The organism is Proteus alimentorum, from assembly GCF_002607735.1.
GTDB lineage: Bacteria > Pseudomonadota > Gammaproteobacteria > Enterobacterales > Enterobacteriaceae > Proteus > Proteus alimentorum.
This window is the reverse complement of sequence record NZ_NBVR01000031.1, coordinates 286,711-313,386: the sequence shown is the minus strand read 5'-3', so window position 1 is coordinate 313,386 and position 26,676 is coordinate 286,711. Positions and strand designations below refer to the sequence as shown.

Genomic DNA, 26,676 nt, shown 5'->3' with positions numbered 1-26,676 from the left:
CAAAATTATTGATTATATGAAATTATATACTAAGAAATTTAATCAAGCCTTTATGTGCCAATAACCTGTTGTGATATCATACGGGCATTAGTTTTGATTAGAATAACCTCAAAAAGGACAATAAAAGGTGACATTATCATCTGCCTCGCTCTATCAAGAAATAGAGCAATTATCGTTGCGGGAGCAGCAGCGATTAAAAAAACGTCTACGTGGCGTCGCTAAAATTAATAATGAAGAGTCTAAACAAGCGGTATTAAGTGCAATTAAAGGTGATATTACAACAGCACAACAGATGATAATTCGCCGTCGTGCCAATTGTCCTGAAATTACTTACCCAGAAAACCTTCCTGTTAGCCAAAAGAAAGATGCCATTTATAATGCAATAAGAGATAACCAAGTCGTTATTATTGCAGGGGAAACTGGCTCTGGTAAAACAACACAGATCCCTAAAATTTGTCTTGAATTAGGGCGCGGGATCAAAGGTTTTATTGGTCATACTCAACCCCGACGTTTAGCTGCACGTTCAGTGGCTGAACGTATTGCTCATGAATTAAAAAGTACGTTAGGTGGATCTGTAGGTTATAAGGTTCGCTTTAGTGATCATGTCGGTGATAATACCCTCGTTAAGCTAATGACAGATGGTATTTTATTGGCTGAATTACAGCAAGATAAGCTGTTACTACAATATGACACTATCATTATTGATGAGGCTCATGAACGTAGTTTAAATATCGACTTTATTCTTGGCTATTTAAAACAGCTATTACCTAAACGTCCTGATTTAAAAGTCATTATTACTTCTGCAACCATCGATCCTGAACGTTTTTCCAAACATTTCAACCAAGCACCGATTATTGAAGTGTCTGGCCGAACTTATCCTGTTGAAGTGAGATATCGTCCTATTGGTGGGGACGAGCTTGATAGCGATAAGGATATGACAGATGGCATAGTTGATGCTATTGATGAATTAAGCAGAGAAAGTGCAGGTGATATTCTTATTTTTATGAGCGGTGAGCGAGAAATTCGCGATACTGCTGATGCGCTGGATAAACTACAACTTCGCCATACTGAAGTACTGCCTTTATTTGCCCGTTTATCTAATAGTGAACAAAATCGAATTTTTCATCCTCATAGTGGTCGACGTATTATTTTAGCCACAAACGTTGCTGAAACATCATTAACAGTTCCCGGAATTAAATATGTTATTGATACCGGCTTTGCTCGTGTTAGTCGTTATAGTTATCGCACTAAAGTACAAAGACTTCCAATAGAGCCTATTTCTCAAGCTTCAGCAAACCAAAGAAAAGGGCGTTGTGGTCGTGTTTCTGATGGTATTTGTATTCGCCTTTATTCAGAAGATGATTTTATTTCTCGTTCTGAATTTACTGATCCTGAAATATTAAGAACTAACCTGGCATCTGTTATTTTGCAAATGACATCGATAGGGTTAGGTGATATTAGTGCTTTCCCATTTGTACAGCCACCTGATAAACGCAATATTCAAGATGGTGTTCGTTTATTAGAAGAACTAGGTGCGTTACAAGACGAGACCGATCATAATGGTGCTTATCGTTTAACCCCAATGGGGAAACAACTTGCACAACTTCCTATTGATCCTCGTTTGGCAAGAATGGTACTTGAAGCGCGTAAATATGGTGCAGTAAAAGAATTGATGGTTATTACCTCCGCACTTTCAATTCAAGATCCGCGCGAAAGACCAATGGATAAACAGCAAGCCTCTGATGAAAAGCACCGACGTTTCCAAGATAAAGACTCTGACTTCTTATCTTTTTTAAATATGTGGGATTATTTAAAAAACCAGCAAAAAGAGTTGAGTCATTCTCAATTTAGAAAATTGTGTCGCCAAGAATTCTTAAACTTTATGCGTGTTCGAGAATGGCAAGATGTTTATACGCAGTTGCGTCAAGTTGTCAAAGAACTTGGTTTCCCTGTTAATAGTGAACCGGCTGATTTTAGAAGTGTTCATGTCGCATTATTGAGTGGGTTATTATCTCACGTTGGACAAAAAGACAGCGATAAACAAGAGTTTACTGGTGCAAGAAATGCACGTTTCTCAATTTACCCAGGCTCTGGATTATTTAAAAAACCACCTAAGTGGACAATGGTAGCTGAATTAGTTGAAACCTCTCGTTTATGGGGGCGAATTGCGGCGCGCGTTGAACCCGAATGGATTGAACCTATTGCTGAACATTTGGTAAAGCATCACTATAGCGAACCGCATTGGTCAAAAGCGCAAGGCGCTGTAATGGCTAATGAGAAAGTTACGTTATATGGTTTACCTATTGTTGCTTCTAGACCGATTAATTACAGTCAAATTGATCCGCTTTTATGTCGAGAGCTCTTTATCCGCCATGCGTTAGTAGAAGGTGATTGGCAAACACGTCATGCATTTTTCCGTGACAATTTAAAACTACGGACAGAAGTTGAAGAGTTGGAGCATAAATCTCGTCGTCGAGATATTCTTGTTGATGATGAAACCATGTTTACTTTCTACGATCAACGAGTACCTCAGGATGTCGTTTCATCTCGTCATTTTGATAAATGGTGGAAAGAGGCACAAAAAGTATCACCTGATTTGCTTAACTTTGAAAAAAGTATGCTTATCAAAGATGATGCTAAACGTGTTAGCGCACTAGATTATCCCAATTATTGGCATCAAGATAATCTAAAATTACGCTTAACTTATCAGTTTGAACCGGGTACTGCGGCTGATGGTGTCACTGTTCATATTCCATTACCTATTTTAAATCAGGTAAAAGATGAAGGTTTTGATTGGCAAATTCCGGGTATTCGCCATGAGTTGATAGTGGCCTTAATTAAATCATTACCAAAACCTATCCGTCGTAATTTTGTACCAGCACCTAACTATGCTTCTGCTTTTTTAGAGCGTGTACCTCAAGTTGAAGGTGGCTTACTCGATAAACTTGAAAACGAATTACGCCGAATGACAGGGGTGACCGTTGATAGAGAGAGCTGGCAACTTGATCAAGTTGCTGATCACTTAAAAATGACATTCCGTGTTGTTGGCGATAAAAATAAAATACTGGCAGAAAGTAAAGATCTCAATAAATTAAAAGAGAACTTAAAGGAAAAAGTGCAAGAAACATTATCAGCAGTAGCCGATGATGGTATTGAACAACAAGATTTACATATTTGGAGTTTTGGTGATTTGCCTCAGCGTTATGAGCAAAAACGGGGTGGCTATTCAGTGAAAGCTTATCCTGCACTCGTTGATGAAAAAAACAGCGTGGGTATTAAGCTTTTTGAAACAGAATCTGAACAGCAAGCTTCTATGTGGGAAGGGGTAAGACGATTATTATTATTAAATATTCCGTCACCGATAAAATATTTACATGAGAAATTACCGAATAAAGCAAAACTTGGTCTTTACTTTAACCCTTATGGCAAAGTGTTAGAGTTGATTGATGATTGTATTGCTTGTGGTGTTGATAAACTAATGGCGTCTTATGGTGGTTTAATTTGGCAAGAAGATGAATATCAAAAACTGCAAGAATATGTCAGAGCTGAATTAAACGATGCTGTGGTTGAAATAGCAAAACAAGTTGAAGCGATTTTAACTCAAGTATTTGCTATCAATAAGCGTTTAAAAGGGCGGGTGGATATTAGTGTTGCTTTTGCATTATCTGATATTAAAGCCCAACTTGGTCAGTTAGTTTTTCCTGGTTTTGTTACCTCTCATGGATGGAAACGTCTTGCGGATATTCCTCGTTATTTGAGCGCAATTGAAAAACGAATGGAAAAACTGGCCATTGATCCTAATCGCGATCGCGCTCAAATGAGCCGAGTTGAAAATGTTATTCAACAGTGGCAACAGTGGTTAGGTAAGTTAACAGAGAAACAGAAGCAGCAAGAAGAAGTGCAAAATATTCGTTGGATGATAGAGGAGCTTAGAGTAAGCCTGTTTGCTCAGCAGATAGGTACACCATATCCAATATCAGATAAACGTATATTGCAGGCAATGGAACAAATTAGTTTTAACTAATTTAATTGTGACATGTTTAGACCCACAGGAACTTATGTTTCTTGTGGGTTTTTTATTGCCTAGTTAATTAATAGCTACCTATATATTAGTTACAACATACTATATGTTTATTAATTTATAAGCACCTAACCATCAATGCTAAAAATAACAGCTTAGTAAGAAAAATTTTTTTGACTTAAGTGAAATTGATTTTTGAGGGAAGTAAGGAAGAGAGTTGGAAAATAAGAGAGGTACTGTTTCTTCAGTACCTCTCGGGTTGTCTTTAGTAAAGAGTTAAGTAGCCTAATGCTGGAATAGCGCCAAAGAAGACAAGAGCCAATAAGATTTTTTCGCTGAATAGTAGGGGTTTTTTGTCTTTATATTGTTTTCGTGTATATAGAAATATCAGAATACCTGGTGCATACAGAACGACTGAAAGTAATAAGTTAATAACGCCTGATGCATAAAGTAGCCATAAACCGTAGAGACTTGCAGGTATGGCTATTAATAATAAAGCGCGACTACTGCGTGCAATTGCTACTTTAAATAAAAATGCACCGACGAGAAAATAAGGAACAAGGATCATCTCTGATGCAATGGTTAGTAATGTATTGTAGTTACTTCCCGTCAACCAAATTAAAACTAAAGAGAACTGGACTGCATAATTGGTAAACCATAATGAAGATGAGGGGGCATCATTTTTATTCTGCTTTCCTAATTGTTTAGGGAACGAGTGATGTAATGCGGCAATATAGGGCACTTCTGCTGCCATAATTGTCCAGCTTAAATAAGCACCACATACAGAGAGAATAAGACCCGCCGCAATAATTATCTCACCTATGCTACCAATAAGCTGAACAAGTAACGGAGCCATGGAAGGATTTTTCATCGCGGCCAATTCTGCTTGGCTTACTAAACCCTGTGATAATAAAGTGACAAGAATATAGATAATTAATGCGATAACAACGGCCAGTACTGTTGCTAAACCAACATCACGACGGTTTTTAGCTCTTGCGGAAACGACAACTGCGCCTTCAATACCAATAAATACCCACAACGTAATCAGCATGGTATTTTTGACTTGATCCCAAACAGGGATACCCAGATTTACACCTTTAAAATCAAGGGTAAATATATCCATATTAAAAGCTAATAGGGCGACAATAACAAATAATCCTAAGGGAAGGAGTTTTGCCATTGTCGCCATTAAATTAATGCTGGCTGCAGTTTGAACACCTCGTAAAACAAGAAAATGAACAACCCAAAGTAAGATTGATTCTCCAATTAATGCCTGCCATGTATTCCCATCACCAAAAATAACGTTCTCTGGTGTATCTGTAAAAAAGCTAAGGGCAGCAAAAACAATGACAAGATAAGAAACGTTAGCAACAACAGCGCAGATCCAATAACCCCATGCTGAACAGAAACCAATGAATTCACCAAATCCTTCTTTCGCATAGGTAAAAATGCCACCATCAAGATCAGGTCGAAGGCGAGAGAGGAGTAATAAAGATGTAGCAAGAAAGAGGATACCAATGCCTGTTATCACCCAGCCAATAATCAAGGCTGCAGGACTGGCAACTTCGGCCATATTTTGAGGCAAACTGAATACACCTGCACCAACCATTGAGCTTAATACTAATGCGGTGAGTGATATTAAGCCAAGTTTCTTATTCAAGGATAATTACCTACATGATTAAAATTGTAAATAAATAGCGTATTTTCTTGTTTTTTGGTCAGTAAATAGAATAAATATGAATATCTCAAATTTAAATAAAGATAAAAACACTAAAAAACAGCGAGATTTTACGGAGAGTTGACTTGGTTGTCTATGCATTAAATCATAAAAATTATTCACTTTTACAAAATAATGACTGATTGATTAAATTTTGAATAAAAAAAACCTTGCCAGAGCAAGGTTTTTTCGATAGGAAATTTTTTATTACTTGAATAGGTCTGCCGTAATAGTGACTGTACCGCCATCACTTTGCCATTCATTTGTAATATGATAGAACTTAGCGCCTTTTGCCGCGGCACGTTTAGCAACCTGATACGAGATTTCTGGTGAGTTTACAAAGTATCCACTAAAAGTAATGGTATCAAAAGGATCCATTAATGCAGCCGCAGCTTTGTTGACTTCTTGAATTTCAGTACCATCGGCTAAAGTGACAGTGTAACGACCACTTGAGCCAGAACTTTGTGTTTCAGCAAAAGTACCTACATTTCTATCAAAGTCTGTGTTTGAAGCAAGGCCTGGTTTTTCAACTTTATTTGCAGCGGCTCCGCCTTCTGCAATGAGTGCGCGACCTGCATCTGAGTCATAAGGAACGACGGCCTCTTGTGCCTGAATTGCACGTTTAGGCGCATCTTTTTTGTAGATATAAGCTGTTACTTCTTGGTTACCACCATCATTCGTTGATACGTTACGAACAATAAAGAATGATGCAGCACCTTTTTTAGCGGCCGCTTTTGCAATTGCGTCGTTAATATCAGGGGTTGTAGGGTAGTAACCGCGGATAGAAACTGTATCAAAAGGTTGTAGCAGAATTGCTTCAGGTTTTGGTAGTTCTTTCACGCCATGAAAAACACGATAGCTTTCTTGATCTGCTTTTGGTGCATCTTTATGGTATAGATCAGCAGTCACACTCATGTTGCCACTATCACTAATATCATCTAGACCTTGAATATAGAAACTATCAGCACCGACTTTATCCGCACGACGAGAGACCGCATCAGCGGCTTCATAAATAGCGTTAAAACGACCGATAACTGTAATTCTTTCAAATGGTTTTAGTTCTGCAGCTTGTTCGGGTGTTAATTCCTGAGCAGCCTGCGCAACAGTGATATTAGTTAAAGACAACATCGCTGCTGCGATGACTGAGGTTTTCAGCTTCATACAAAATCCTTCCGCCTTGCGCAATTAATATTGGTCATGTGCTGAACGTCGTGGTTTATCACATAGGGATTAATTATTACATGTAATAATAGCATTTGTCGCATTATTTTATTTAGCGAATCACCACAGAGTCAAATGACCAGTATATGTTACCAGATATTTACCTGAATATAGTGAATAATTCATAAATATGCCTTTTCGACTAAAATGATCTAATTAAGTTCAATTTTAGCTTTACACAGATATAGATTATTGGTTTTATTTTCAGTAGGTTATTAGAACTCCGATTAATGACATACATATTATTATTTTTAACATTTTTTTTGCATGAATGTGAAGTTAACGGAGAGGTTTTAACAGAACTCTATGGATAAGAAGGGAAAATTATGCGAATTGGTATACCCAAAGAGCGACTTTCTAATGAAACAAGGGTTGCAGCTACACCAGCTACAGTGACTCAACTCATAAAATTAGGATTTACAGTCGCAGTTGAAAATGGTGCGGGCATTGCTTCAAGTTTTGAAGATAAAGCTTATCAGGAAGCCGGTGCTGAGATCCTCGCTCTTCAAAATGTTTGGGAATCAGACATTATTTTGAAGGTAAATGCACCATTGGATAATGAAATTGCGTTACTACAAGATGGCGCGACATTGGTGAGTTTTATTTGGCCAGCTCAAAATGCGACATTGCTCGAAAAATTAGCTGAAAAGAATATTAACGTTATGGCTATGGATAGTGTGCCACGTATTTCTCGTGCACAATCTCTTGATGCGTTAAGTTCAATGGCAAACATTGCAGGTTACCGCGCTGTTGTCGAAGCTGCCCATGAATTCGGAAGATTCTTTACAGGACAAATTACTGCCGCAGGTAAAGTACCACCAGCTAAAGTGATGGTTATTGGTGCTGGTGTTGCAGGTCTTGCTGCGATTGGTGCAGCGGGAAGTCTTGGTGCAATTGTTCGCGCATTTGATACTCGCCCTGAAGTTAAGGAGCAAGTTCAAAGCATGGGCGCTGAATTCCTTGAGCTTGATTTTAAAGAAGAAGCAGGCAGTGGTGATGGCTATGCTAAGGTAATGTCAAAAGCATTTATTGATGCTGAAATGGCATTATTTGCAGAACAAGCAAAAGATGTTGATATCATCATTACAACGGCATTAATTCCAGGGAAACCAGCTCCTCGTTTAATTACAAAAGAGATGGTTGATTCCATGAAGCCGGGAAGTGTGGTAGTTGACCTTGCGGCTCAAAATGGTGGTAACTGTGAATATACCGTGCCTAATGAAGTCTTTACGACAGAACATGGCGTAAAAATTATTGGTTACACTGATTTAGCCGCTCGTTTACCAGCACAGTCATCTCAACTTTATGGCACTAACTTAGTGAACCTATTGAAATTATTGTGCAAAGAAAAAGACGGTAATATCAATATTGATTTTGATGATGTTGTCATTCGTGGTGTGACTGTCATTCGTGCTGGTGAAGTAACATGGCCTGCGCCACCTATTCAAGTTTCAGCACAACCTAAAGCCGCTCCTGCTGCAAAACCACAAGAAAAACCCGTTGCTAAACCGGTTTCACCTTGGAAGAAATACAGTGTATTAGCGATAGCCTTTTTATTGTTTGCATGGCTTGCAAATGTTGCACCGAAAGAGTTTTTATCTCACTTTACGGTATTCGCGCTTTCTTGTGTTGTAGGTTATTACGTTGTTTGGAATGTAAGTCATTCATTGCACACGCCATTAATGTCAGTGACCAATGCAATTTCGGGCATTATCGTCGTTGGTGCTTTACTCCAAATTGGTAGTGGTGGCTGGGTTAGCCTATTTTCGTTTATCGCAATATTGATTGCGAGTATTAATATTTTTGGTGGATTCACTGTTACTCAACGTATGTTGAAAATGTTCCGTAAAGGATAAGGGAGACAATTATGTCCAGCGGAGTTGTTACAGCGGCATATATTGTCGCCGCGATATTATTTATTTTCAGCCTTGCCGGCTTATCAAAGCATGAAACCTCTAAACAAGGTAACTACTTTGGTATTGCAGGGATGGCAATTGCATTGTTCGCAACCATTTTTGGACCTTATGCTGGTAATGTTGGTTGGATCATTATTGCAATGGTAATCGGTGCCGTGATTGGTATTCGTTTAGCTAAAAAAGTCGAAATGACTCAAATGCCAGAATTGGTCGCAATCTTGCATAGCTTTGTAGGTTTAGCGGCGGTTTTAGTGGGTTTTAACAGCTATCTTGACCACAATACAGCCATGGACCCTGTCATGGTGAATATTCACCTAACAGAAGTCTTTTTAGGGATCTTCATTGGTGCTGTTACATTTACAGGTTCAATTGTCGCTTATGGTAAATTAAGCGGGAAAATGTCCTCTAAACCGATGATGTTACCTAATCGTCATAAATTAAACCTAGCAGCTTTAGTTGTTTCTTTTTTATTGATGGTTTGGTTTGTTAAAACTGACAGTGTTGGCTTACAAGTTTTCTTAATCATCATAATGACTGCAATTGCCTTGGCATTTGGTTGGCATTTAGTTGCATCAATTGGTGGTGCAGATATGCCAGTTGTTGTTTCGATGCTGAACTCTTACTCAGGATGGGCTGCTGCCGCCGCGGGCTTTATGTTAAGCAATGACTTGTTAATTGTAACGGGTGCCTTAGTGGGTTCTTCCGGTGCTATCCTTTCTTATATTATGTGTAAGGCGATGAATCGTTCTTTTATTAGCGTAATAGCAGGCGGATTTGGTACTGATGGCTCAGCTTCAACAGAAGAAGGTGAAATGGGTGAGTACCGCGAAACAACAGCAGAAGAAGTGGCTGATATGCTGAAAAACTCAACCTCAGTTATTATCACTCCAGGTTATGGATTAGCAGTTGCTCAAGCACAATACCCTGTACATGATATTACTGAAAAATTACGCCAACGTGGTGTGAAAGTGCGTTTTGGTATTCACCCAGTAGCAGGGCGTTTACCGGGCCATATGAATGTGTTGTTAGCAGAAGCTAAAGTACCTTATGACGTTGTATTAGAAATGGATGAAATCAATGATGATTTCTCTGACACTGATACGGTCTTGGTAATTGGCGCTAACGATACCGTAAATCCAGCGGCACAAGATGATCCAAATAGCCCAATTGCAGGTATGCCGGTATTAGAAGTGTGGAAAGCGCAGAATGTTATTGTGTTTAAACGCTCAATGAATACAGGCTATGCAGGGGTTCAAAATCCACTGTTCTTTAAAGAAAATACACAAATGTTGTTTGGTGATGCTAAAGCCAGTGTGGATGCAATTTTAAAAGCACTGTAATAGATACAGATAGCGAATAGTAAAAAGCCAGTCAATTCACTTCGTTGACTGGCTTTTTTGATGGTGTTTTAAAAATTATCTTTTGAGTATTTTAATAGTACATTATAGAACTCTATAAATTGATAAACTTTGGGAAGTTTAATCGTTGTTTGATTTAATTCTTTTAAAAACATATCTGGTGAATTTATATTGGAGTCAGCTGTATAGCTCAAAGCATCCAAATCATCAGAACTAATACATATCATTCCTTTAGCATTAATTTCTATATTAAGATGGACAAAGTTGTTACTTAAATTGAGTATTGCTTCAACAATTGACGGCTTTAAAAATTTAGCAAGCTGATGTTTATCTCGAGCACCTAGAGAAAATCGTTGATTAAATTGATGCGATGCTAATTGATAGGATAATTTATGAGGTGTTTTTCCTTCACTAATAATAAAAATATTTTTAAATTGAGGTGGAAAATGAAATATCATGCCACAGCGACAAGTTGTATATAATTCTTTTTTAGTTGTTACATCACGCTCAACAAATTCATTATGATAAAAATAAAATCTTTCATCGCCTTCGTGAATAGATTGATGTTCTAATGTGATCCTTCTTGGTTCACTGCCACGTTTAAATTCCTCAAAATCATCTATAACAGAACTGACATAACCATTTTTTATTGGCATACAGTGTAAGTTAAGATCAAGTAATCCCCATTTTTGATAAATTTCAGCGCTGATATCATCAAACTTACTGCAAATAGCAACAAATAGCCATCCATAATAAAAAACACCCAATAAAGAGAGAATAAATGTAAATAAGCCATACACGATAAAATGTATATTGATGAAGCTAATAAAAAGGAGCGTAAAACCTAATGTAAAAAGAAAAATGGCAATGTAATAAAAACGTCTAGGCTTTAACTTTTTAATAGATAATATACTTTCAGTAATTTCTTGATAACTTTGTTGATATTTTATTTGTTGTTCCAAAAGACTTAAATTTTGAACGATCTTTGTATTTTTAAAATTTAGCAAAATAGGTACCTAAATGTCTCTATGTATTTAAAATGTAGGTGTAAAACCTATTTCAAGTGATGAAGATTTATGTTCAAAAGGCATTGCGAGTCTTTTTTTCGTGAAGATCTTATTAAGATAATGATTGGGAAATACTTCGATACAAGAATTAAAGATTGCTACATTGCTGTTATAAATACGGATTGCGGCCCCAACATTATCTTCTTGATTTGAAATTTCATTAGCTAAATTACAATAAAGATCAATGGACTTTAACTCTGGATAGTTTTCCAACACGATATTCATACTTTTCAACATGTGTTGGAAGTGATGTTGAAAATGCTCCAAATCATTGGATGTAATGTTATTAGGTAAATCTGTTAATTTTACCGCAGCGCTACGCATCTGAGTTAAATCAACAAGCGTTGAGGATTCAAATTCTTTATGTTCTTTTACCAGAGACTCTATTTTCGGAATAATTAAAGATTTTTGGCGTTGTTGCGTAACTACATCGGCCCAAGCTTGATGTACGCGATGATGATTTTTAATAATACTATTGTTTATATAGATACAATAAATCAGACTAAAAACTATAATAATTAAAGAGATAAGTGAAAGTGTCATTTTTATAATCCTTTTGCTTTTTATCCTAAGTAAAATGATACCGCTGGTTAATTAATTTATTATTTTAAACAATTATAATGATATTAATTATTCTTTATTGATGCATCGAAGAATGATGAAAATATGAAAAAAATTTAGATAAAACAAAACGCCAATTGAATATTAATCAATTGGCGTTTTATTGGTATACAGAGCAATAAGTTTAATCGTGATCACTATCAACAGTAATCGGACAAGTAAAACCATCTGGCTTGATGGCTAGTAAGTCACATTTGAGATGATCAATGAGCTGTTCTGCCGTATTTCCTAAGAACGCGGCGGAAAGACCGGTTCTTCCTAAGATACCCAAAACGACAATACCCGCATTTAACTCTTCACAAACTTGGGGGATCACTTGTTCTGGCAATCCTTCTTTAACATGTGTTTTCTCTTCTGGGATACTGAATTTTTGGCGTAACTCTTTCATCGCAATAAGATGTTGACCGCGTAGGGCATTGTTATAAAGATTTGGATCAAAATCAGGTAGCTCAATCGCAATATTGATAGGAGCAACAGGGTAAGCACTGAGTAGATGAACATCAGGATCTTTCTGTATACGATGAGACAAGTCGGTTGTTAGCTCAATCAGTTTTAGATTAAGGGCATCATGATAAGATTCTTCATTCGATAAATTGGTGGCGACAACGATAGTTCCGTATTCAGGCCACTCTTTATCTTTGACCATCCAAACAGGGCAAGGGCATTTTCTAAGCAGTTGCCAGTCAAGGGGGGTAAAAATAAGGGAACCTAATTTATCATGTTGATGAGCCATTTTGATCAGTAAGTCATGTTGATGTGCAACAACTTCTTCAATAATTGCCTCATAAGGGCGATTATGCCAAATGACTTTTATATCAATCTCTATACCAGCTTCAAGGTAATAGCGTGCTTGTTGTTTGATCCAAGCAGCTTTCTGGCTGATAACACCTTTACGCATTGCATTACGTTCATCGGGAGATAAAAGGGTTGTCATGTCATAAGAGAGATCATAAACAGGTAGAAAAGCTTTTATCCGCCCACCATTACGCTGAACGATATAGACAGCACGGCGAAGTGCTGGTTGGTCATCTTGGTTAGGATCAATGACAACGAGAAGGTTTTGATATTTTTCCATTGTAATATCCTCTTTAGGGCTGGATTTATCCATCTACAATTTAAAGATAACCCAAGAAGATAAAATGCAATAGCACAAAATAGAAAACGGGGCACAAATTTGTGTGCCCCGTTATAAAATTAGCGTGTGAAATGTAACAGATTAAATTTCAACTGATGAAGGAAGTTTACCTGCCAATTCACTTAACAGCGTACTATCTTCGATAGTAATGTATTTGCCTTTAACGCTTAACATGCCACTTTTCTGGAAGCGACCAAGTAAACGGCTAATCGTTTCAACGGTTAAACCTAAGTAATTACCGATATCACCACGAGTCATGGTTAAACGGAACTCACGAGGAGAAAAACCACGCTGTGCGAAACGACGAGAGAGGTTATAAATAAAAGCAGCCAGACGTTCTTCTGCATTCTTTTTCGATAGCAGTAAGATCATTTCTTGGTCACCTTTGATTTCACCACTCATTAGGCGCATCATTTGTTGACGTAAGTTAGGCATTTTGCCTGACAGGTCATCCAACGTTTCGAATGGAATTTCACAAACCATAGATGTTTCTAAAGCTTGTGCGAAACTTGGGTGTTCAGTATTAATAATGGCGTCAAAGCCAACCAAATCACCAGCAAGATGAAATCCTGTTATTTGCTCGTCGCCTTCTTCCGTAATGGTATAACTTTTAATTGTACCGGAACGTATGGCATAAAGTGATTTCAGCTCATCACCTGCTTTAAACAAGGTTTGACCTTTCTGGATGGGCTTTTTACGCTCGATAATATTATCGAGTTGATCAAGCTCATGCTCGTTTAAAGTAAACGGGATGCAGAGCTGGCTAATACTGCAATCCTGACAATGGATTGCACAACCGCCAGATTGGATTCGGCGAACGACGCGTTTTTCTGGGATCATAAGCTTGCTCATTACAAATAAAAATATTGATATGCGTCAATTTTAACACATATTGCAGTAATTAGTAAGGGGAATAACGGTACGTGTGGAAATAATTCCGAATGTAACAAAACATGTATCTTGATAAAAACAATGTTTTGCTTAAAGGTCTATTTAGAACAATTTGCGCTAACCCTATACTCAGTTGGTATATTATTCGATTTTTTAACGAAGTCATAGTGCTATTACTAAATTATCCTTGCCAAAAGCCAAAAATGAAGAGGCGATTCAATATTTTCTATCTTTATATTGACATTTTATTTACGGCTTTCTCTTAAATTCGTGTTTTTTATGCATAACTCTTTATTTTTATAACAAAAAAGTAGGTAAAGTTAACTAGATGTATTTTTGATGCAACTTAATGCTACCTTGAATTAGCTTTTCCTTATAAAAAGAGGGGGATCTGCAAAGAAGTGCTGAATTTATGTTTATAGGTGCATTATTTGCAGCCGGCGTCGTTATTGCACTGTCAATAACCGCATTTCATGTTAAAGCCTTTGTGAATGATGAGTGAGCAAAAAGGATTGTAATAAGTGCATTATTGGTTGTTTTTCTTGCTGTAACATTACGTATGGCGGTACAGCCGTTCTATTTGGAATGGATGTCAGCAGTCATTTCAACAAATGATGCAATAACGTTCCCTCATACGCCTATCATTGCGTATAATGAAACATTCGGGTTAAGAATATCTGCATGGCTCATGTCAGTTTTTGGTATTTTAATGATGGGATACAGCGTATGGAGATATCGCAATGCTGTATTTACTTCAGGGTTGCGTATGGTGTTAGCAAGTAGCGCAATAATACTAATTGCAGAAATTCTTAATCGTTTTGCATTCTTTATTGTTAAGTCGTGGAGTAGTGATGTATGAGGCGTTTTATTAAGGTGGATCTTCCTCCTGAACCGATTATTAATGATAAATGTGTTAGAAAACGCCTCAAACAAAGCTTATGTGATAGTTGCTCTAAAGTTTGCCCCGCAGGCGCTATCACTTTTGCTCATTTAGATGTGAAAATAGACAATGAACGCTGTTTCCAGTGTGGTAATTGTCTATTTACCTGTCCCGTTGATGCTATAGAAAATATCGCACCTTATGAAAGAACACACCAAGATAATTACCTTGTTGTTAATCATGATGAACCGTTAGCAAGTACAGAAGAATTATTAGTGTGGCACCGCCAATATCAAATTAAAGGTATGAAGATAGCGCAGCCTTTAGTGGATAAATGGCTTCCTGTTTTAGCAAATTTAAATCTTCAATTAAAAACATTACAAGAGCCTATTTGGCAATTAATTATCACAGAGCCTACTGATATTGATAGTGGGCGTCGCTTTATGCTTTTTCGTCAAAAACTGGATGAAAAGCCACTCAATAAAAATCAAGTAAGAACAGGATTAAATGCAAGAAAACAACTTTATCCTGAAGATAGCTGGTTCCAAATTCAGTTAGATAAAGACAGTTGTATTCTTTGTTCTGCCTGCGCCAAAGTGTGTGATGAAGGTGCGATTGAACTTGAAAATAATATATTTACGCTTGATGAAAAACGTTGTACGGGTTGCATGAGTTGTGAAGTGGTTTGTTTTCCTAAATCTATTCATATTAATGAACACGTTGCTAAAAATAACGAACCGATACACTACCATTATTATGATGCTCACTGTGAAAAATGCCGTTTAGCCTTCTTGTCGTGGACTCCTGAAGCAAAATTGTGCCCGATTTGCATACAACATCAGAAGCAAGGTTGGTTATAATCTCTCTCAAATACACTTAAGTTATTTATTGCTTAGTAAGCTAACATTCTTATTAAAATAAGAAATAAGATGTTGATTTTGTTGATCTATCATTAAGTTCTGAGAGTGACCAATTAAAATGGGAGTATATGATGAAAACAACGGTTTTACCTGTGGATATGTTAGAAATTGCCATTACAGAGCCTGGTGGTATAGATAAATTACAACCCCAACTAGCACCAATACCGTCACTTCCTCCACATTATCTTTTGATCAAAGTTGCAGCTTCTGGTGTTAATCGCCCTGATATTTTTCAACGCCAAGGCAGTTACCCACCACCAGCAGATGCTTCACCAATTCCAGGCCTTGAAGTTGCTGGAGAGGTTGTCGCATTAGGCGAAGGCTGCACTAAATGGCAGTTGGGAGATAGGGTCTGTGCTTTAGTTGCTGGTGGTGGTTACGCTCAATATTGTATTGCACATGAAGACATCGCATTACCGTCAATGAATTTAACGGATATTGAAGCTGCAGCATTACCAGAGAATTTCTTTACTGTCTGGGCTAATTTATTCCAGTTAGGAAAACTAAAACAGGGTGAATCAGTTCTTATTCATGGCGGAACATCAGGGATTGGATCAACTGCCATAATGCTTGCTCACACCATCGGTGCGACAGTTTATACAACGGTCGGCTCTGAAGAAAAAGCTACCGTAGCTCGTGATCTTGGCGCTGATTATGTCATCAACTACAAACAAGCTGATTTTGCTAAAGAAATTCCTCTTTTAACTGAGGGAAAAGGTGTTGATGTTATTCTTGATATTATTGGTGGGGATTACGTAGAAAAAAATTATCAAGTTGCCAGCAAGTTTGGGCGCGTTATACAAGTGGGTATGATGAAAGGAATGCCTAAAAATTTAAATATGATGCCAATGATGATTAAGCGTTTAATTCATACTGGTTCAACGATGCGATCTCGCTCAATAGAAGAGAAGACACAAATAGCACAAGAACTAAAACAGCAAGTATGGCCACTTATTACTGAAGGAAAAATCAAACCAATCATTAATGCTATTTTTCCATTAGAAGAAGTAGGTAAAGCACACGAATTAATGGAGTCTGGTGATTTAATTGGGAAAGTGATGCTTGAAATCTTATCTTATAACGAAAAAGAGTAAAAATAAGAGTGTTTAAAACTTATTTGATATAAGAGTAAGCGCTTATTTTACTTTCTAAAAAGCGAATATTCCGAAAAACACATGTTCAATAGTTCATGTGTTTTTTTATATATTGAAGGAAAAATGGATAACATTTGAATAAACAAATTCTTATTTTAGATAAGTAATTTAATGTCTGTTCTTTTTAATAGGAACTAAGCGATAGAAATATTCATTGATTCTGATTAAAGCAGATTTAAGTATTGACCTTAGCAAAAATAATATCATATTTACAGAAATATAACTTAAATCAAAATTGATAATAAATTTAAGAAACTAACAAATAAAGCTAAATCATTTATCATTAAAGTGTCATTTGATTAAATCAAATTAGAAAAATATTAACTGATATCAATAAAATAAAGAAGATTCTTACTCATCATGTAGTATATCATTTGAATAAAGATTAATTATTAACGATTAATAAACACAATTCTCATTAAAACAGATAATAAAAATTTATATATAGGTGCGATGATGGCAAATTACAAACAAACCTGTCTGAGTACTACAGAGCGTGTATACCATACCCGAACCATTGATACTCTTACATGTTATCATCGAGAGATGGCAAAAATACTAATGAATAGTGAGTATTCTTTTCCTAAAGCAAATAAAGTAAAAAAAAATAATAGCGAGAGTTTAGACGCTAAAATAAAAAGCAACAGTTTCGAAAGAAAAGCAGTAGATAATGCTTATGAAAGTATTTTAGAGACTTTAAAACAGCAAAATAATTATAATCAATCTGATATTGAACCTTATTTTTCCCATCATCATTCACAAGTGATGCAATTGGCAAAATTCGGTTACCTTTCTGCATTAGTATACAATTCAGACAATGTTTTTAATAACCATTCCCCCTTACTAAAAGAACAAGAAAAGAAAATTACAGATGATCTCTGCAAATTAATCGGTTTCTCATCAGAAGATGCATTTGGTCATATCACAACAAGTCACACTCTTGCTTGCTATGAAATATTATGGGCGCTCAGAAATTTAAAAACATTACCAATGGCGATCGCTCGTCATCCAAAATCACGAGATCTGGTTGTAGATAAAAAAGCCTTTGAGTTATTCAATATGTCGGTTACGGATATTTTAGCAATAAGTGAACAACTTAATGAGCGTGGGATTTTTGATGATGTTAGTCACTTAACATGCCGAGGTACAGGCATGACAAAAACAATGAATTTAGGAAAATTACTTGTTCCTGTTTCTCGTTTTGAATTTTGGAAAAAGGCAATGGATGTACTTGGGTTAGGGTATGACAACCTTATTGCATTGCCTATTGATGAAACATTTAAAACTGATATTGAAAAAACACGCAGTATTGTTTTTCGTTTGATTGAACAAGGTGAGCCTATTCTTGGCGTTATAGGAATATTAGGAGCACCTTCTTATGGTTGTATTGATAAGTTAAAGCCACTTTTTGAACTAAGAAAAGAGTGTGAGGAAAAATACAATAATTCATTTTATATCCATATTGATGCATCGCAATTTGGTTATATGAAAAGTTTATTTCTTGATGATAATTATAATATTATCCCTTATCAGACTTTGTATAAGAAATTAAAAAAAGAAGCTCCCTTACTCGAATTGACACCTGAAATATATGAAAGTATCACACAACTTTCTCTCGCTGATTCAGTCTCTTTTGAACCATTTCAAGCTGGATTTTCACCATATCCTACCGGTGTAGTATGCATTAAAGATGCGCGTATTAGTCGTTTTTTAACAAATCCCCCTAGATTATGCCCAGAGCAAGCTGGTGATGTTCCTGAAATTGATGGTATTCAATCCGCACCCGCAGTAGCGTCAATGTGGAGTGTGCATCAACTCTATCCTTTTACTTCATCTGGATATGGAAAATATGCACAAATTCAATGGGAAACGCGCATCAAACTTGAGAAGTTTTTTAATCAAGCAGCTGCTTTTGAAAAAGAAGGTGAGCACTATTATATTCGTGTTTTATTTGCATCTGATTTTAATAAACTAAATTTTGCGATTGTAAAGGAAGGAAATAAAGACTTAGAAACGCAAAATGATCTCAATAAAACAATTTATGAAAACTTGGTTATAAAAAGCCATCATAAACAAGATCTAAGTTTATTAACGCTTTGTGCTCGTAATAGCGATGATGCCCCCGCACAATTTTGTTCTGAGTGCGGTTTTGATAACAATGAGTGGGAAACTATTAAACACTTAAATTTGTTGCAGCTTACTATAAAAAGTACTGAAATCTGTGATAAACAACAAATTGAGGCTGGATATCAATATATTAAGAAAGTGGTTTTATCCGCATTAGATAAGTAGCAGATGTCTCGTTTTTGTTATATTTCCTACAATTAAAATAAATTTTGTTAAAAAGCGAAGTAGTGGGTTATTACTCATTATCTTCGCTTTTTTTAAATGAGCTAAAGGTGACGTTGTCACTTATTGCATTATAAACCTGTTTTATTTTTTGTGTGTATTTCAAGCTAAAGCTGTCTGTTTTGTATTCTTCTTTATTATTTATTTTCTTTTATTTTCATTGATAGCACATAAAAGCAAGCTGGAGAATGATAATCATTCATAATTAAGCTCAGGCTTAAAAAATTAATCATAGATAAATCATATTGTTAATGAGAAAGTCGATTTAGATATGCATTTAGATATATCTAAAGCTTGATAATTTAGATATATCGGATTATATTGCACTACATAAATTCGATATATCTAAAACAATGAGGGAATATTTATGATGATTCGAGCATTAAACTCACTTTATCAACAGCGTGCTGAAGATGGCGAACATGGTAGTCATGGACATGGTCACGGAAAAGGGCGCTGTGGTGGTAAACATAGCCGACACCAAGAAAATCATGGCGAGCATTGCTGCCATGGTGAACATGGTCACGGACATGAAAGTCGTGGCGAGTGTTGTCATGGTGAACACGGTCACGGACACGAAGGTCGTGGCGAGTGTTGTCATGGTGAACATGGTTCTGATGGGCATGGAAAACAACGTGGTCGTGGATGTGGTAGTCGAGGTAAAGGTCGCCAGTTAAAACGCATGTTTGATCATGGTGATTTACGAGTTCTACTGCTTAGCATGATCTCAAAAAAACCAAGTCATGGTTATGAAATTATTAGAGAAATAGATGAGGCTTCTTCAGGATTATATGTACCTAGCCCTGGTGTTATTTACCCAACACTAACGCTACTTGAAGAGCAAGATCTATTAGTTGCTACGATTGCTGAAAAAGGCCGTAAAAACTACAGTATTACATCTGAAGGCTCTGCATTTTTAGCAGAACATCAGGATATAGATGCCAACATTCAAAGAAAACTGGCTTATGCGAGAGATTTATCCCAAAACGCAGGTGGTGTTTCTGAGGAAATTGAATCTGCTGTTGGTAAATTAAAAGCAGTTTTACGCCATAAATTAGTGTTAAAAGAGCTCTCTGTGGAAAGAGCAGGACGTATTGCTTCTATTCTTAATGAAGCAGTTGAGAAAATTGAAGCTATCAATGAGGCATTGATCTCAGAGGAAAGGGAAGATGAATAAAACAGATACTCAGCTACAAAATTCAAGAAGAAATAATGAAATAGACAAAGATGATTTGGAAAACAATCCTGCAGTAAAAGAACAAATTTGCCCTAAAATGCCAGTTTCTTACTTTCGTAGAGCGTTACGTAAACCTGGCAGAATATGATAATGATAGACGGAGGTTATAATGATATGACCTCTGTCAGTTCTTCACCTTTCTCATTCTATTTATTCTCCCCACCGTATTAACTTTTCCTTACAGAAAAGTTTCTAAATAATAGAAGCCACCGACACCATTATAAAATTATTTTCTTCAGTTCTTAACTATCATTTGCTTATTTTATATCTCACTTAATAAATAGCTTTATTTTCTTTCTATATCTCCATTTTTGATGGTCATTTGTGTCGTTTTTCTTAGGTTATTGTACTGACCTCAAAAAAATCACAAATGATTGTGGAAATGTTCCATATTAACGATTATTTTATTTAGGCTAGTGAACCCATTATAAAATTTGAAAACTTAAACCAGAGATATGCTTGAAATAACAATAAACTAAATACCGAATCAAAATAACAAACGTTTTTAAGTACTTAAACGAGAATAAGTACCTTAGTTCAAACGTAGCCTTACTTATGATGCAGGACGCTAATCAGCATAAATAATGGCAAGGTAATGAAGGTATCGGTTTATTTATTGTTAAGAATAGAAATAATGATGCGAATAACTGATTGATATTTATAAAATATTATCAAATAACAATACGCTCATTAGATAGAACAATCGATTAACTCAATTGATTGTTATGTGTTTGTCGTACCTGTTAAACCAACATTTGCTAATTTAGGAATATTCGAATGAAAGTAAAAGCATTATCTGTTGTGATAAGTCTAATACTCGCTACGCCATTATGTGCAAACGCACAAACCGATATAAGTGCTATTGAAGCAAGGTTAAATGCACTTGAACAACGTGCAACCGCTGCTGAAGCGAGAGCGGCTGCCGCAGAACAAAAAGCAGCTCGCCTTGAGCAATTAATTAATTCAAATGATTTATCTCAAGAAAAAACATCCACCAATAATGTTGCTACTGCCAATATAGAGCAACGAGTTGCTGTATTAGAGAAACAATCTGATGAAGCACAAGCCAAAGTCAATGTAGCGCAAACTCAACTCAGTGAACTTCAACAAAAACAATCTGCTCAGCTTGTTAGTACGAATAATAAAGCGGGTACAGGTTTTTTCTCTACCAATACAAATTGGGGTGATCTCAAATTGTATGGTGACGTTGAATATAATATCGATGCTGCTAGTAAGAAAGGGCAACTAACATCGGTGAGAATGATGCCCGGTAATCAAAAAGACTTTGATGACAATGAAAAGTGGTCACTTAACGGGCGCATTTTAATTGGTGTGGATGGTGAACGAGAATTAAAAAACGGCAATTATGCGGGTTTTAGTGCTCAGCCTATGGCTGACATGACAGGTAAAATGAATCTAGATGATGCTGTTTTCTATTTTGGTCAACGCGATAAATGGCAATATAAAATTGGTCGTTATGAAGCTTACGACATGTTTCCTTTAAACCAAGACACATTTGTTGAATATTCAGGTAATACAGCAAATGATTTATATGGCGATGGCTTCGGCTATATCTATATGATGAAAGAAGGACGAGGCCGTAGTAGTGATGGTGGTAGCATGATGGTTAACACACACTATAACGATTGGTATTTTGAGCTAAATGCTTTAGTTGAAGATGGAACTTCTGTTTTTAAAGACAATGAATATCATGGACGCAAACTTGATAACCGCAAAAATGTTATTTATATGCGTCCTGTTGTTGCATGGCAGAAAGACAATTTTACTATTGCAGGAGCAATAGACGCGAATGTGATAAGCAAAGCCTATGGTTATGATGATGAAAATGGAAAATTCCAAGATCAATCACGACGTACAGGTTATGGCTTGACTGTAAAATGGGACACTTTAGCTGATGATCCTATTAACGGTATTGTTGCAAATATAAGTACAGCGTATCTCGATGCTAAAGATGAAAATGACTTTTCTATTGGTAGTAATATCTTATGGCGAAAATTTCAACTTGGCTATATTTATGCTCATAATGATATTAAAGCTTACTATCACAAAAGCGGAAACAACAGTGGTCAAAATGACACCTATTTAACGCTCAATCCTGGTAAATACAATATCAACACTGTATTTGCTTCTTATGAACTGCCTAATATTTTAGATATGGATAATTTTAAAACCTATTTAGGCGCTTATTATTCACGTATAGATGGTAAAGACGATATTAATGTACATAGCAGTGATAAAGATCGTTACGGTGCTCGTATCCGCTTTAAGTATCTATTTTAACTTTATTTTTAGTATTTTTTGTTAGAGATCGATTTTATATAAAGACTTCAAGATACAGCGTCTTGTTGGCTAATTGAGGTCTTTATATTTTTATATAGTTTGCACAGTTGTCGAGATATAAAACATCAAACACCAGATAAGGAAAAAGCCTTAACTAAGTTGTGAGATCTCTCGATTTTTTGATCTTTTCTCAGCTAGATAACTGATTTTACTCGTGCCATAGTTTTATTTCCTGCCATAATCTGTTTAACAAATACAGACATAAAATAACGTATTTAAATACGATTAATCTTAAGTAGGAAACAACTCGATGCCTTTCTATACACAAAACAGTTATTCAAATAATAATAAGACCTATAAGAAAAATAGAACAAAAACGCTATTAATAGGCTTAACCTTAATTCCCTCATTTGTATTTGCTAATGATCTTTCCCAATTACCACAAAAAGAACGCATAGCTTACTTTACACAAGCTCAGCAAGCGGGGATCACTGGTGTTGCAATTAAAACAAAGCCAGTTCTAGCAAGACCCGCCAAAGAAGGTGAGATCATCACAACGATAATTAAAGGTGAAGGAATTGAAACAGTTTCAGAACCTGCAAAAGCAGGAGATTGGGTAGTACAAAATATTTGCCCAGAAACAGGTAATGAGGAGATCTTGGTAAGAAAAGCCAAATTTACTCAACGCTACAATACCGTAGAGAAAAGTGAAATTAATTTAGCGCCTTATCCTAGTGATTATCAGCCTTTTACTCCGAAGGGTATCGAAATGAATTACTTTATTGTACCGGAGTCTACACCTCCATTTGCAATGAGGGCACCTTGGGGAGAATTGCAACGTTTTCAATCGGGCGATGCCGTTGTGCAATCCAAAACAGATCACCAAGATGTTTATCGTATTCAAAAGGCAGCATTTGAATGTACTTATACTATTCTTAAACCTGCCAAATTAGCGCAATAATATTGAATTCAACTATGATGGATTCAATATTAGTCTTATAATTCATAATATTATAAGTGTATCTTTATTGAAGCTAAGGATATTAAACAGAGAGTCGGCTAATAGAAGATAGGCGCAATTTACTTGTTGTACATTTGCTTTAATAGCTACATTTCGTTAACCTATCTCTATCAATTTCTTCAAGTCATTAGGTAAAACCTATTGAACTGATAGCAGGAATGTATTAGCTATTCTCAAATGGAATAGGTACATTAGTCCCATACCAAACAGGAGGAAATACAATGTCTTTAATTAATACCCCAATCAAACCATTCAAAAACATGGCATTTAAAGACGGTCAATTCGTAGAAGTGACTGAAAAGGACGTCGAAGGCAAATGGAGCGTTTTCTTCTTTTACCCTGCAGACTTCACTTTTGTGTGCCCAACTGAATTAGGTGACTTAGCTGATCATTATGCTGAGTTCCAAAAAATGGGCGTAGAAATTTACTCAGTTTCTACTGACACACATTTTACCCATAAAGCATGGCATAGCAGCTCAGAAACTATCGGTAAAATCAAATATGGCATGATTGGCGATCCAACTGGCGCATTAACTCGTAACTTCGAAAATATGCGTGAGAACGAAGGTCTTGCAGACCGTGGTACTTTCGTTGTTGACCCACAAGGTATCATCCAAGCAATTGAAATCACTGCTGAAGGTATTGGCCGTGATGCATCAGACCTGCTGCGTAAAGTTAAAGCTGCTCAGTATGTAGCTAGCCATCCAGGCGAAGTTTGCCCAGCAAAATGGAAAGAAGGTGATGCAACTTTAGCTCCATCACTGGATTTAGTTGGTAAAATCTAAATAAGAATTAAGCCACTAAAAAGTTATTTATCGGGTGTTTCGGCACCCGATTTTATTGAGGGTGCAAAAATGTTAGATAATAATTTAAAAGCTCAATTGAAAGCTTATTTAGAACGATTAACCCAGCCAGTTGAGTTAGTAGCAACATTAGACGACAGTAAACATTCTGCTGATATCCAAGTACTATTAAAAGAAATCGAACCATTATCCGATAAAGTCACTTATCGCGAAGATAATAACGCGAATGTACGTAAACCATCTTTTCTTATTACCAACCCAGGGAAAGAAACGGGTGTTCGTTTTGCAGGTTCGCCATTAGGCCATGAATTTACTTCATTAGTTTTAGCATTACTGCAAACGGGGGGACATCCATCAAAAGAAGCACAAGAATTACTTGAACAAATTCGTCAGTTAGACGGTGAGTTTCATTTCGAAACCTATTATTCGCTCTCTTGTCATAACTGCCCTGATGTTGTTCAGGCATTAAACTTAATGGCGATTTTAAATCCGAAGATCACACATACTGCGATCGACGGAGGCATGTTCCAAAATGAAATTCAGGAACGTAATATTATGGGCGTTCCTGCTGTATTCTTAAATGGTAACGAGTTTGGTCAAGGTCGTATGACTTTAGCTGAAATTGTTAACAAAGTAGACAGCAATGCAGAAAAACGTACTGCGGAATTGTTAAACCAAAAAGATGCATTTGATGTATTAATTGTGGGGAGTGGTCCTGCGGGTGCATCAGCAGCTGTTTATTCAGCTCGTAAAGGTTTAAATACAGGCCTTATTGGCGAACGTTTTGGTGGTCAAGTTCTTGATACTGTTGATATTGAAAACTACATCTCAGTACCGAAAACTGAAGGTGCAAAACTTGCAGGTGCATTAAAAGCTCACGTTGATGATTACCAAGTGGACGTGATTGATAGTCAAACTGTTAGTCGTTTAATTCCGGGCGCATCAGAAGGGGCGTTACATCAAATTGAAACAGCATCAGGCGCAATTTTAAAAACCCGTAGCCTAATTATTGCAACAGGTGCTCGCTGGAGAAATATGAATGTTCCCGGTGAAAATGAATACCGTACTCGAGGTGTAACTTATTGTCCACACTGTGATGGCCCACTGTTTAAAGGCAAAAGAGTCGCTGTTATTGGTGGCGGTAACTCCGGTGTTGAAGCTGCGATTGACTTAGCGGGTTTAGTTGAACACGTAACAGTATTAGAATTCGCTCCAGAAATGAGAGCTGATGCGGTATTACAGAAAAAATTACGTAGCTTAAGCAATGTAGAAGTTATCTTAAATGCGCAAACGACAGAAGTATATGGTGATGGCACTAAGTTAACCGGTTTAAAATATAAAGATCGTACTAATGATTCTATGCATGATATTGCATTAGCAGGTATTTTTGTTCAAATCGGTTTATTACCAAATACACAGTGGTTAGAAGGTACTGTTGAGCGTAATAAGATCGGTGAAATTGTTGTTGATGCCCGTGGTGAAACTAATATCAAAGGTGTGTTTGCTGCAGGTGACTGTACAACCGTTCCTTATAAGCAAATCATTATCGCTGCCGGTGAAGGAGCAAAAGCCTCACTTAGCGCTTTCGATTACTTGATTCGCACAACGGCAAAATAAGCAAATCAAAGATAATCAATAGGTTATAGAGAAAGGCATCTTTTTTAAGATGCCTTTTTTTGTACATAAAATCATCAAAAAGGGCTGAAAAGTGCCCTTAAGTGTTCAAGTGTGGACAATATGTGGACACTCTAAACCAGTAATTCTGTGCTACCTTTCAAAGGGTTATATTGAATGGCATCTTGTAAGAAGTCTGGCGCGAAGTGTGCATAGGTCAACGTTTGTTGCAAATTAGTGTGTCCTAAGATGCGTTGTAACGTAATAATACTTCCGCCGTTCATCATAAAATGGGTGGCGAATGTATGGCGCAATGCGTGGGTTGCCTGACCTAATGCCATACTGGGCTTCACTTTTTTAATTGCTCTACGAAACATGTGATAAGACGTTTCAGTAAAGAGCAATCCTGATTTCTTTGTACAAATACAATGTGTTGTCTTTAGCCGCGGG

At 36.6% G+C, this 26,676-nt stretch carries 19 protein-coding genes and 1 pseudogene; 13 read left to right on the top strand and 7 right to left on the bottom strand.

The window, feature by feature from the left end:
• The first annotated feature begins 127 nt into the window (after nucleotides 1-127).
• Nucleotides 128-4,024, top strand: coding sequence for an ATP-dependent RNA helicase HrpA (hrpA, locus tag B6258_RS11955; protein ID WP_099075442.1), 3,897 nt, complete (start codon nucleotides 128-130; stop codon nucleotides 4,022-4,024).
• Between the two features lie 262 nt (nucleotides 4,025-4,286).
• Here hrpA and B6258_RS11950 read toward each other — a convergent pair whose 3' ends face one another.
• Together B6258_RS11950 and ydgH are read right to left on the bottom strand one after the other, a co-directional pair.
• A complete protein-coding gene (locus B6258_RS11950; RefSeq protein WP_099075441.1) occupies nucleotides 4,287-5,681 on the bottom strand; it encodes a basic amino acid/polyamine antiporter in 1,395 nt (464 codons plus the stop codon).
• A 264-nt stretch (nucleotides 5,682-5,945) separates the two neighbouring features.
• Nucleotides 5,946-6,899, bottom strand: a complete 954-nt coding sequence (gene ydgH, locus B6258_RS11945) for a DUF1471 family protein YdgH (protein WP_099075440.1) — start codon at nucleotides 6,897-6,899, stop codon at nucleotides 5,946-5,948.
• Nucleotides 6,900-7,285: 386 nt separating this feature from the next.
• On the opposite strand from ydgH, the gene pntA reads away from it, so the two are divergent.
• Together pntA and pntB are read left to right on the top strand one after the other, a co-directional pair.
• Nucleotides 7,286-8,815 carry a Re/Si-specific NAD(P)(+) transhydrogenase subunit alpha gene (gene pntA, locus B6258_RS11940; protein WP_099075439.1) on the top strand — a complete coding sequence of 510 codons (1,530 nt, stop codon included), beginning with the start codon at nucleotides 7,286-7,288 and terminating at the stop codon, nucleotides 8,813-8,815.
• Between the two features lie 11 nt (nucleotides 8,816-8,826).
• Nucleotides 8,827-10,215 (top strand): Re/Si-specific NAD(P)(+) transhydrogenase subunit beta, encoded by a 1,389-nt coding sequence (pntB, locus tag B6258_RS11935; protein ID WP_099075438.1) that lies wholly within the window; start codon nucleotides 8,827-8,829, stop codon nucleotides 10,213-10,215.
• Nucleotides 10,216-10,283: 68 nt separating this feature from the next.
• Here the strand turns inward: pntB and B6258_RS11930 are convergent, their stop codons facing one another.
• The 4 genes from B6258_RS11930 to B6258_RS11915 form a co-directional block, all read right to left on the bottom strand.
• A complete protein-coding gene (locus B6258_RS11930; protein WP_099075437.1) occupies nucleotides 10,284-11,240 on the bottom strand; it encodes a DUF3137 domain-containing protein in 957 nt (318 codons plus the stop codon).
• Nucleotides 11,241-11,267: 27 nt separating this feature from the next.
• Nucleotides 11,268-11,843 (bottom strand): LemA family protein, encoded by a 576-nt coding sequence (locus B6258_RS11925; RefSeq protein WP_099075436.1) that lies wholly within the window; start codon nucleotides 11,841-11,843, stop codon nucleotides 11,268-11,270.
• A gap of 202 nt (nucleotides 11,844-12,045) precedes the next feature.
• Complete coding sequence (gene uspE, locus B6258_RS11920; protein ID WP_099075435.1) at nucleotides 12,046-12,996, bottom strand: universal stress protein UspE; 951 nt, start codon at nucleotides 12,994-12,996, stop codon at nucleotides 12,046-12,048.
• A 141-nt stretch (nucleotides 12,997-13,137) separates the two neighbouring features.
• Complete coding sequence (locus tag B6258_RS11915) at nucleotides 13,138-13,896, bottom strand: FNR family transcription factor (protein WP_099075434.1); 759 nt, start codon at nucleotides 13,894-13,896, stop codon at nucleotides 13,138-13,140.
• 580 nt (nucleotides 13,897-14,476) lie between these two features.
• Between B6258_RS11915 and B6258_RS11910 the strand changes: the two genes are divergently transcribed.
• The 10 genes from B6258_RS11910 to ahpF all read left to right on the top strand — a co-directional run bounded on the left by B6258_RS11910 (nucleotide 14,477) and on the right by ahpF (nucleotide 26,229).
• Complete coding sequence (locus tag B6258_RS11910) at nucleotides 14,477-14,806, top strand: hypothetical protein (protein WP_206073624.1); 330 nt, start codon at nucleotides 14,477-14,479, stop codon at nucleotides 14,804-14,806.
• The gene (locus B6258_RS11905) at nucleotides 14,803-15,687 is read left to right on the top strand and encodes a 4Fe-4S binding protein (RefSeq protein ID WP_099075433.1); all 885 of its coding nucleotides are present in this window, start codon (nucleotides 14,803-14,805) and stop codon (nucleotides 15,685-15,687) included. Before B6258_RS11910 ends, B6258_RS11905 begins: the two co-directional genes overlap by 4 nt.
• Nucleotides 15,688-15,818: 131 nt before the next feature.
• Nucleotides 15,819-16,841, top strand: coding sequence for an NAD(P)H-quinone oxidoreductase (locus tag B6258_RS11900; RefSeq protein ID WP_420820592.1), 1,023 nt, complete (start codon nucleotides 15,819-15,821; stop codon nucleotides 16,839-16,841).
• Between the two features lie 516 nt (nucleotides 16,842-17,357).
• Nucleotides 17,358-19,193 (top strand): tyrosine decarboxylase, encoded by a 1,836-nt coding sequence (locus B6258_RS11895; RefSeq protein ID WP_099075431.1) that lies wholly within the window; start codon nucleotides 17,358-17,360, stop codon nucleotides 19,191-19,193.
• A gap of 424 nt (nucleotides 19,194-19,617) precedes the next feature.
• Nucleotides 19,618-20,427: a PadR family transcriptional regulator gene (locus tag B6258_RS11890; RefSeq protein WP_099075430.1), complete on the top strand. Its 810-nt coding sequence runs from the start codon at nucleotides 19,618-19,620 to the stop codon at nucleotides 20,425-20,427.
• Nucleotides 20,420-20,575: a hypothetical protein gene (locus tag B6258_RS18075; protein ID WP_164996164.1), complete on the top strand. Its 156-nt coding sequence runs from the start codon at nucleotides 20,420-20,422 to the stop codon at nucleotides 20,573-20,575. Before B6258_RS11890 ends, B6258_RS18075 begins: the two co-directional genes overlap by 8 nt.
• Before the next feature lie 689 nt (nucleotides 20,576-21,264).
• Nucleotides 21,265-22,788: a carbohydrate porin gene (locus B6258_RS11885; protein ID WP_099075429.1), complete on the top strand. Its 1,524-nt coding sequence runs from the start codon at nucleotides 21,265-21,267 to the stop codon at nucleotides 22,786-22,788.
• 310 nt (nucleotides 22,789-23,098) lie between these two features.
• Nucleotides 23,099-23,749: a hypothetical protein gene (locus B6258_RS11880; RefSeq protein ID WP_240531577.1), complete on the top strand. Its 651-nt coding sequence runs from the start codon at nucleotides 23,099-23,101 to the stop codon at nucleotides 23,747-23,749.
• 281 nt (nucleotides 23,750-24,030) lie between these two features.
• Nucleotides 24,031-24,594, top strand: a complete 564-nt coding sequence (gene ahpC, locus B6258_RS11875) for an alkyl hydroperoxide reductase subunit C (RefSeq protein WP_006536680.1) — start codon at nucleotides 24,031-24,033, stop codon at nucleotides 24,592-24,594.
• A 69-nt stretch (nucleotides 24,595-24,663) separates the two neighbouring features.
• On the top strand, nucleotides 24,664-26,229 hold the full coding sequence (ahpF, locus tag B6258_RS11870; protein ID WP_099075428.1) for an alkyl hydroperoxide reductase subunit F: 1,566 nt from the start codon (nucleotides 24,664-24,666) through the stop codon (nucleotides 26,227-26,229).
• A 131-nt stretch (nucleotides 26,230-26,360) separates the two neighbouring features.
• Here the strand turns inward: ahpF and B6258_RS11865 are convergent.
• A pseudogene (locus tag B6258_RS11865) lies at nucleotides 26,361-26,651 on the bottom strand (tyrosine-type recombinase/integrase); the annotation flags it as partial.
• Nucleotides 26,652-26,676: the final 25 nt, after the last annotated feature.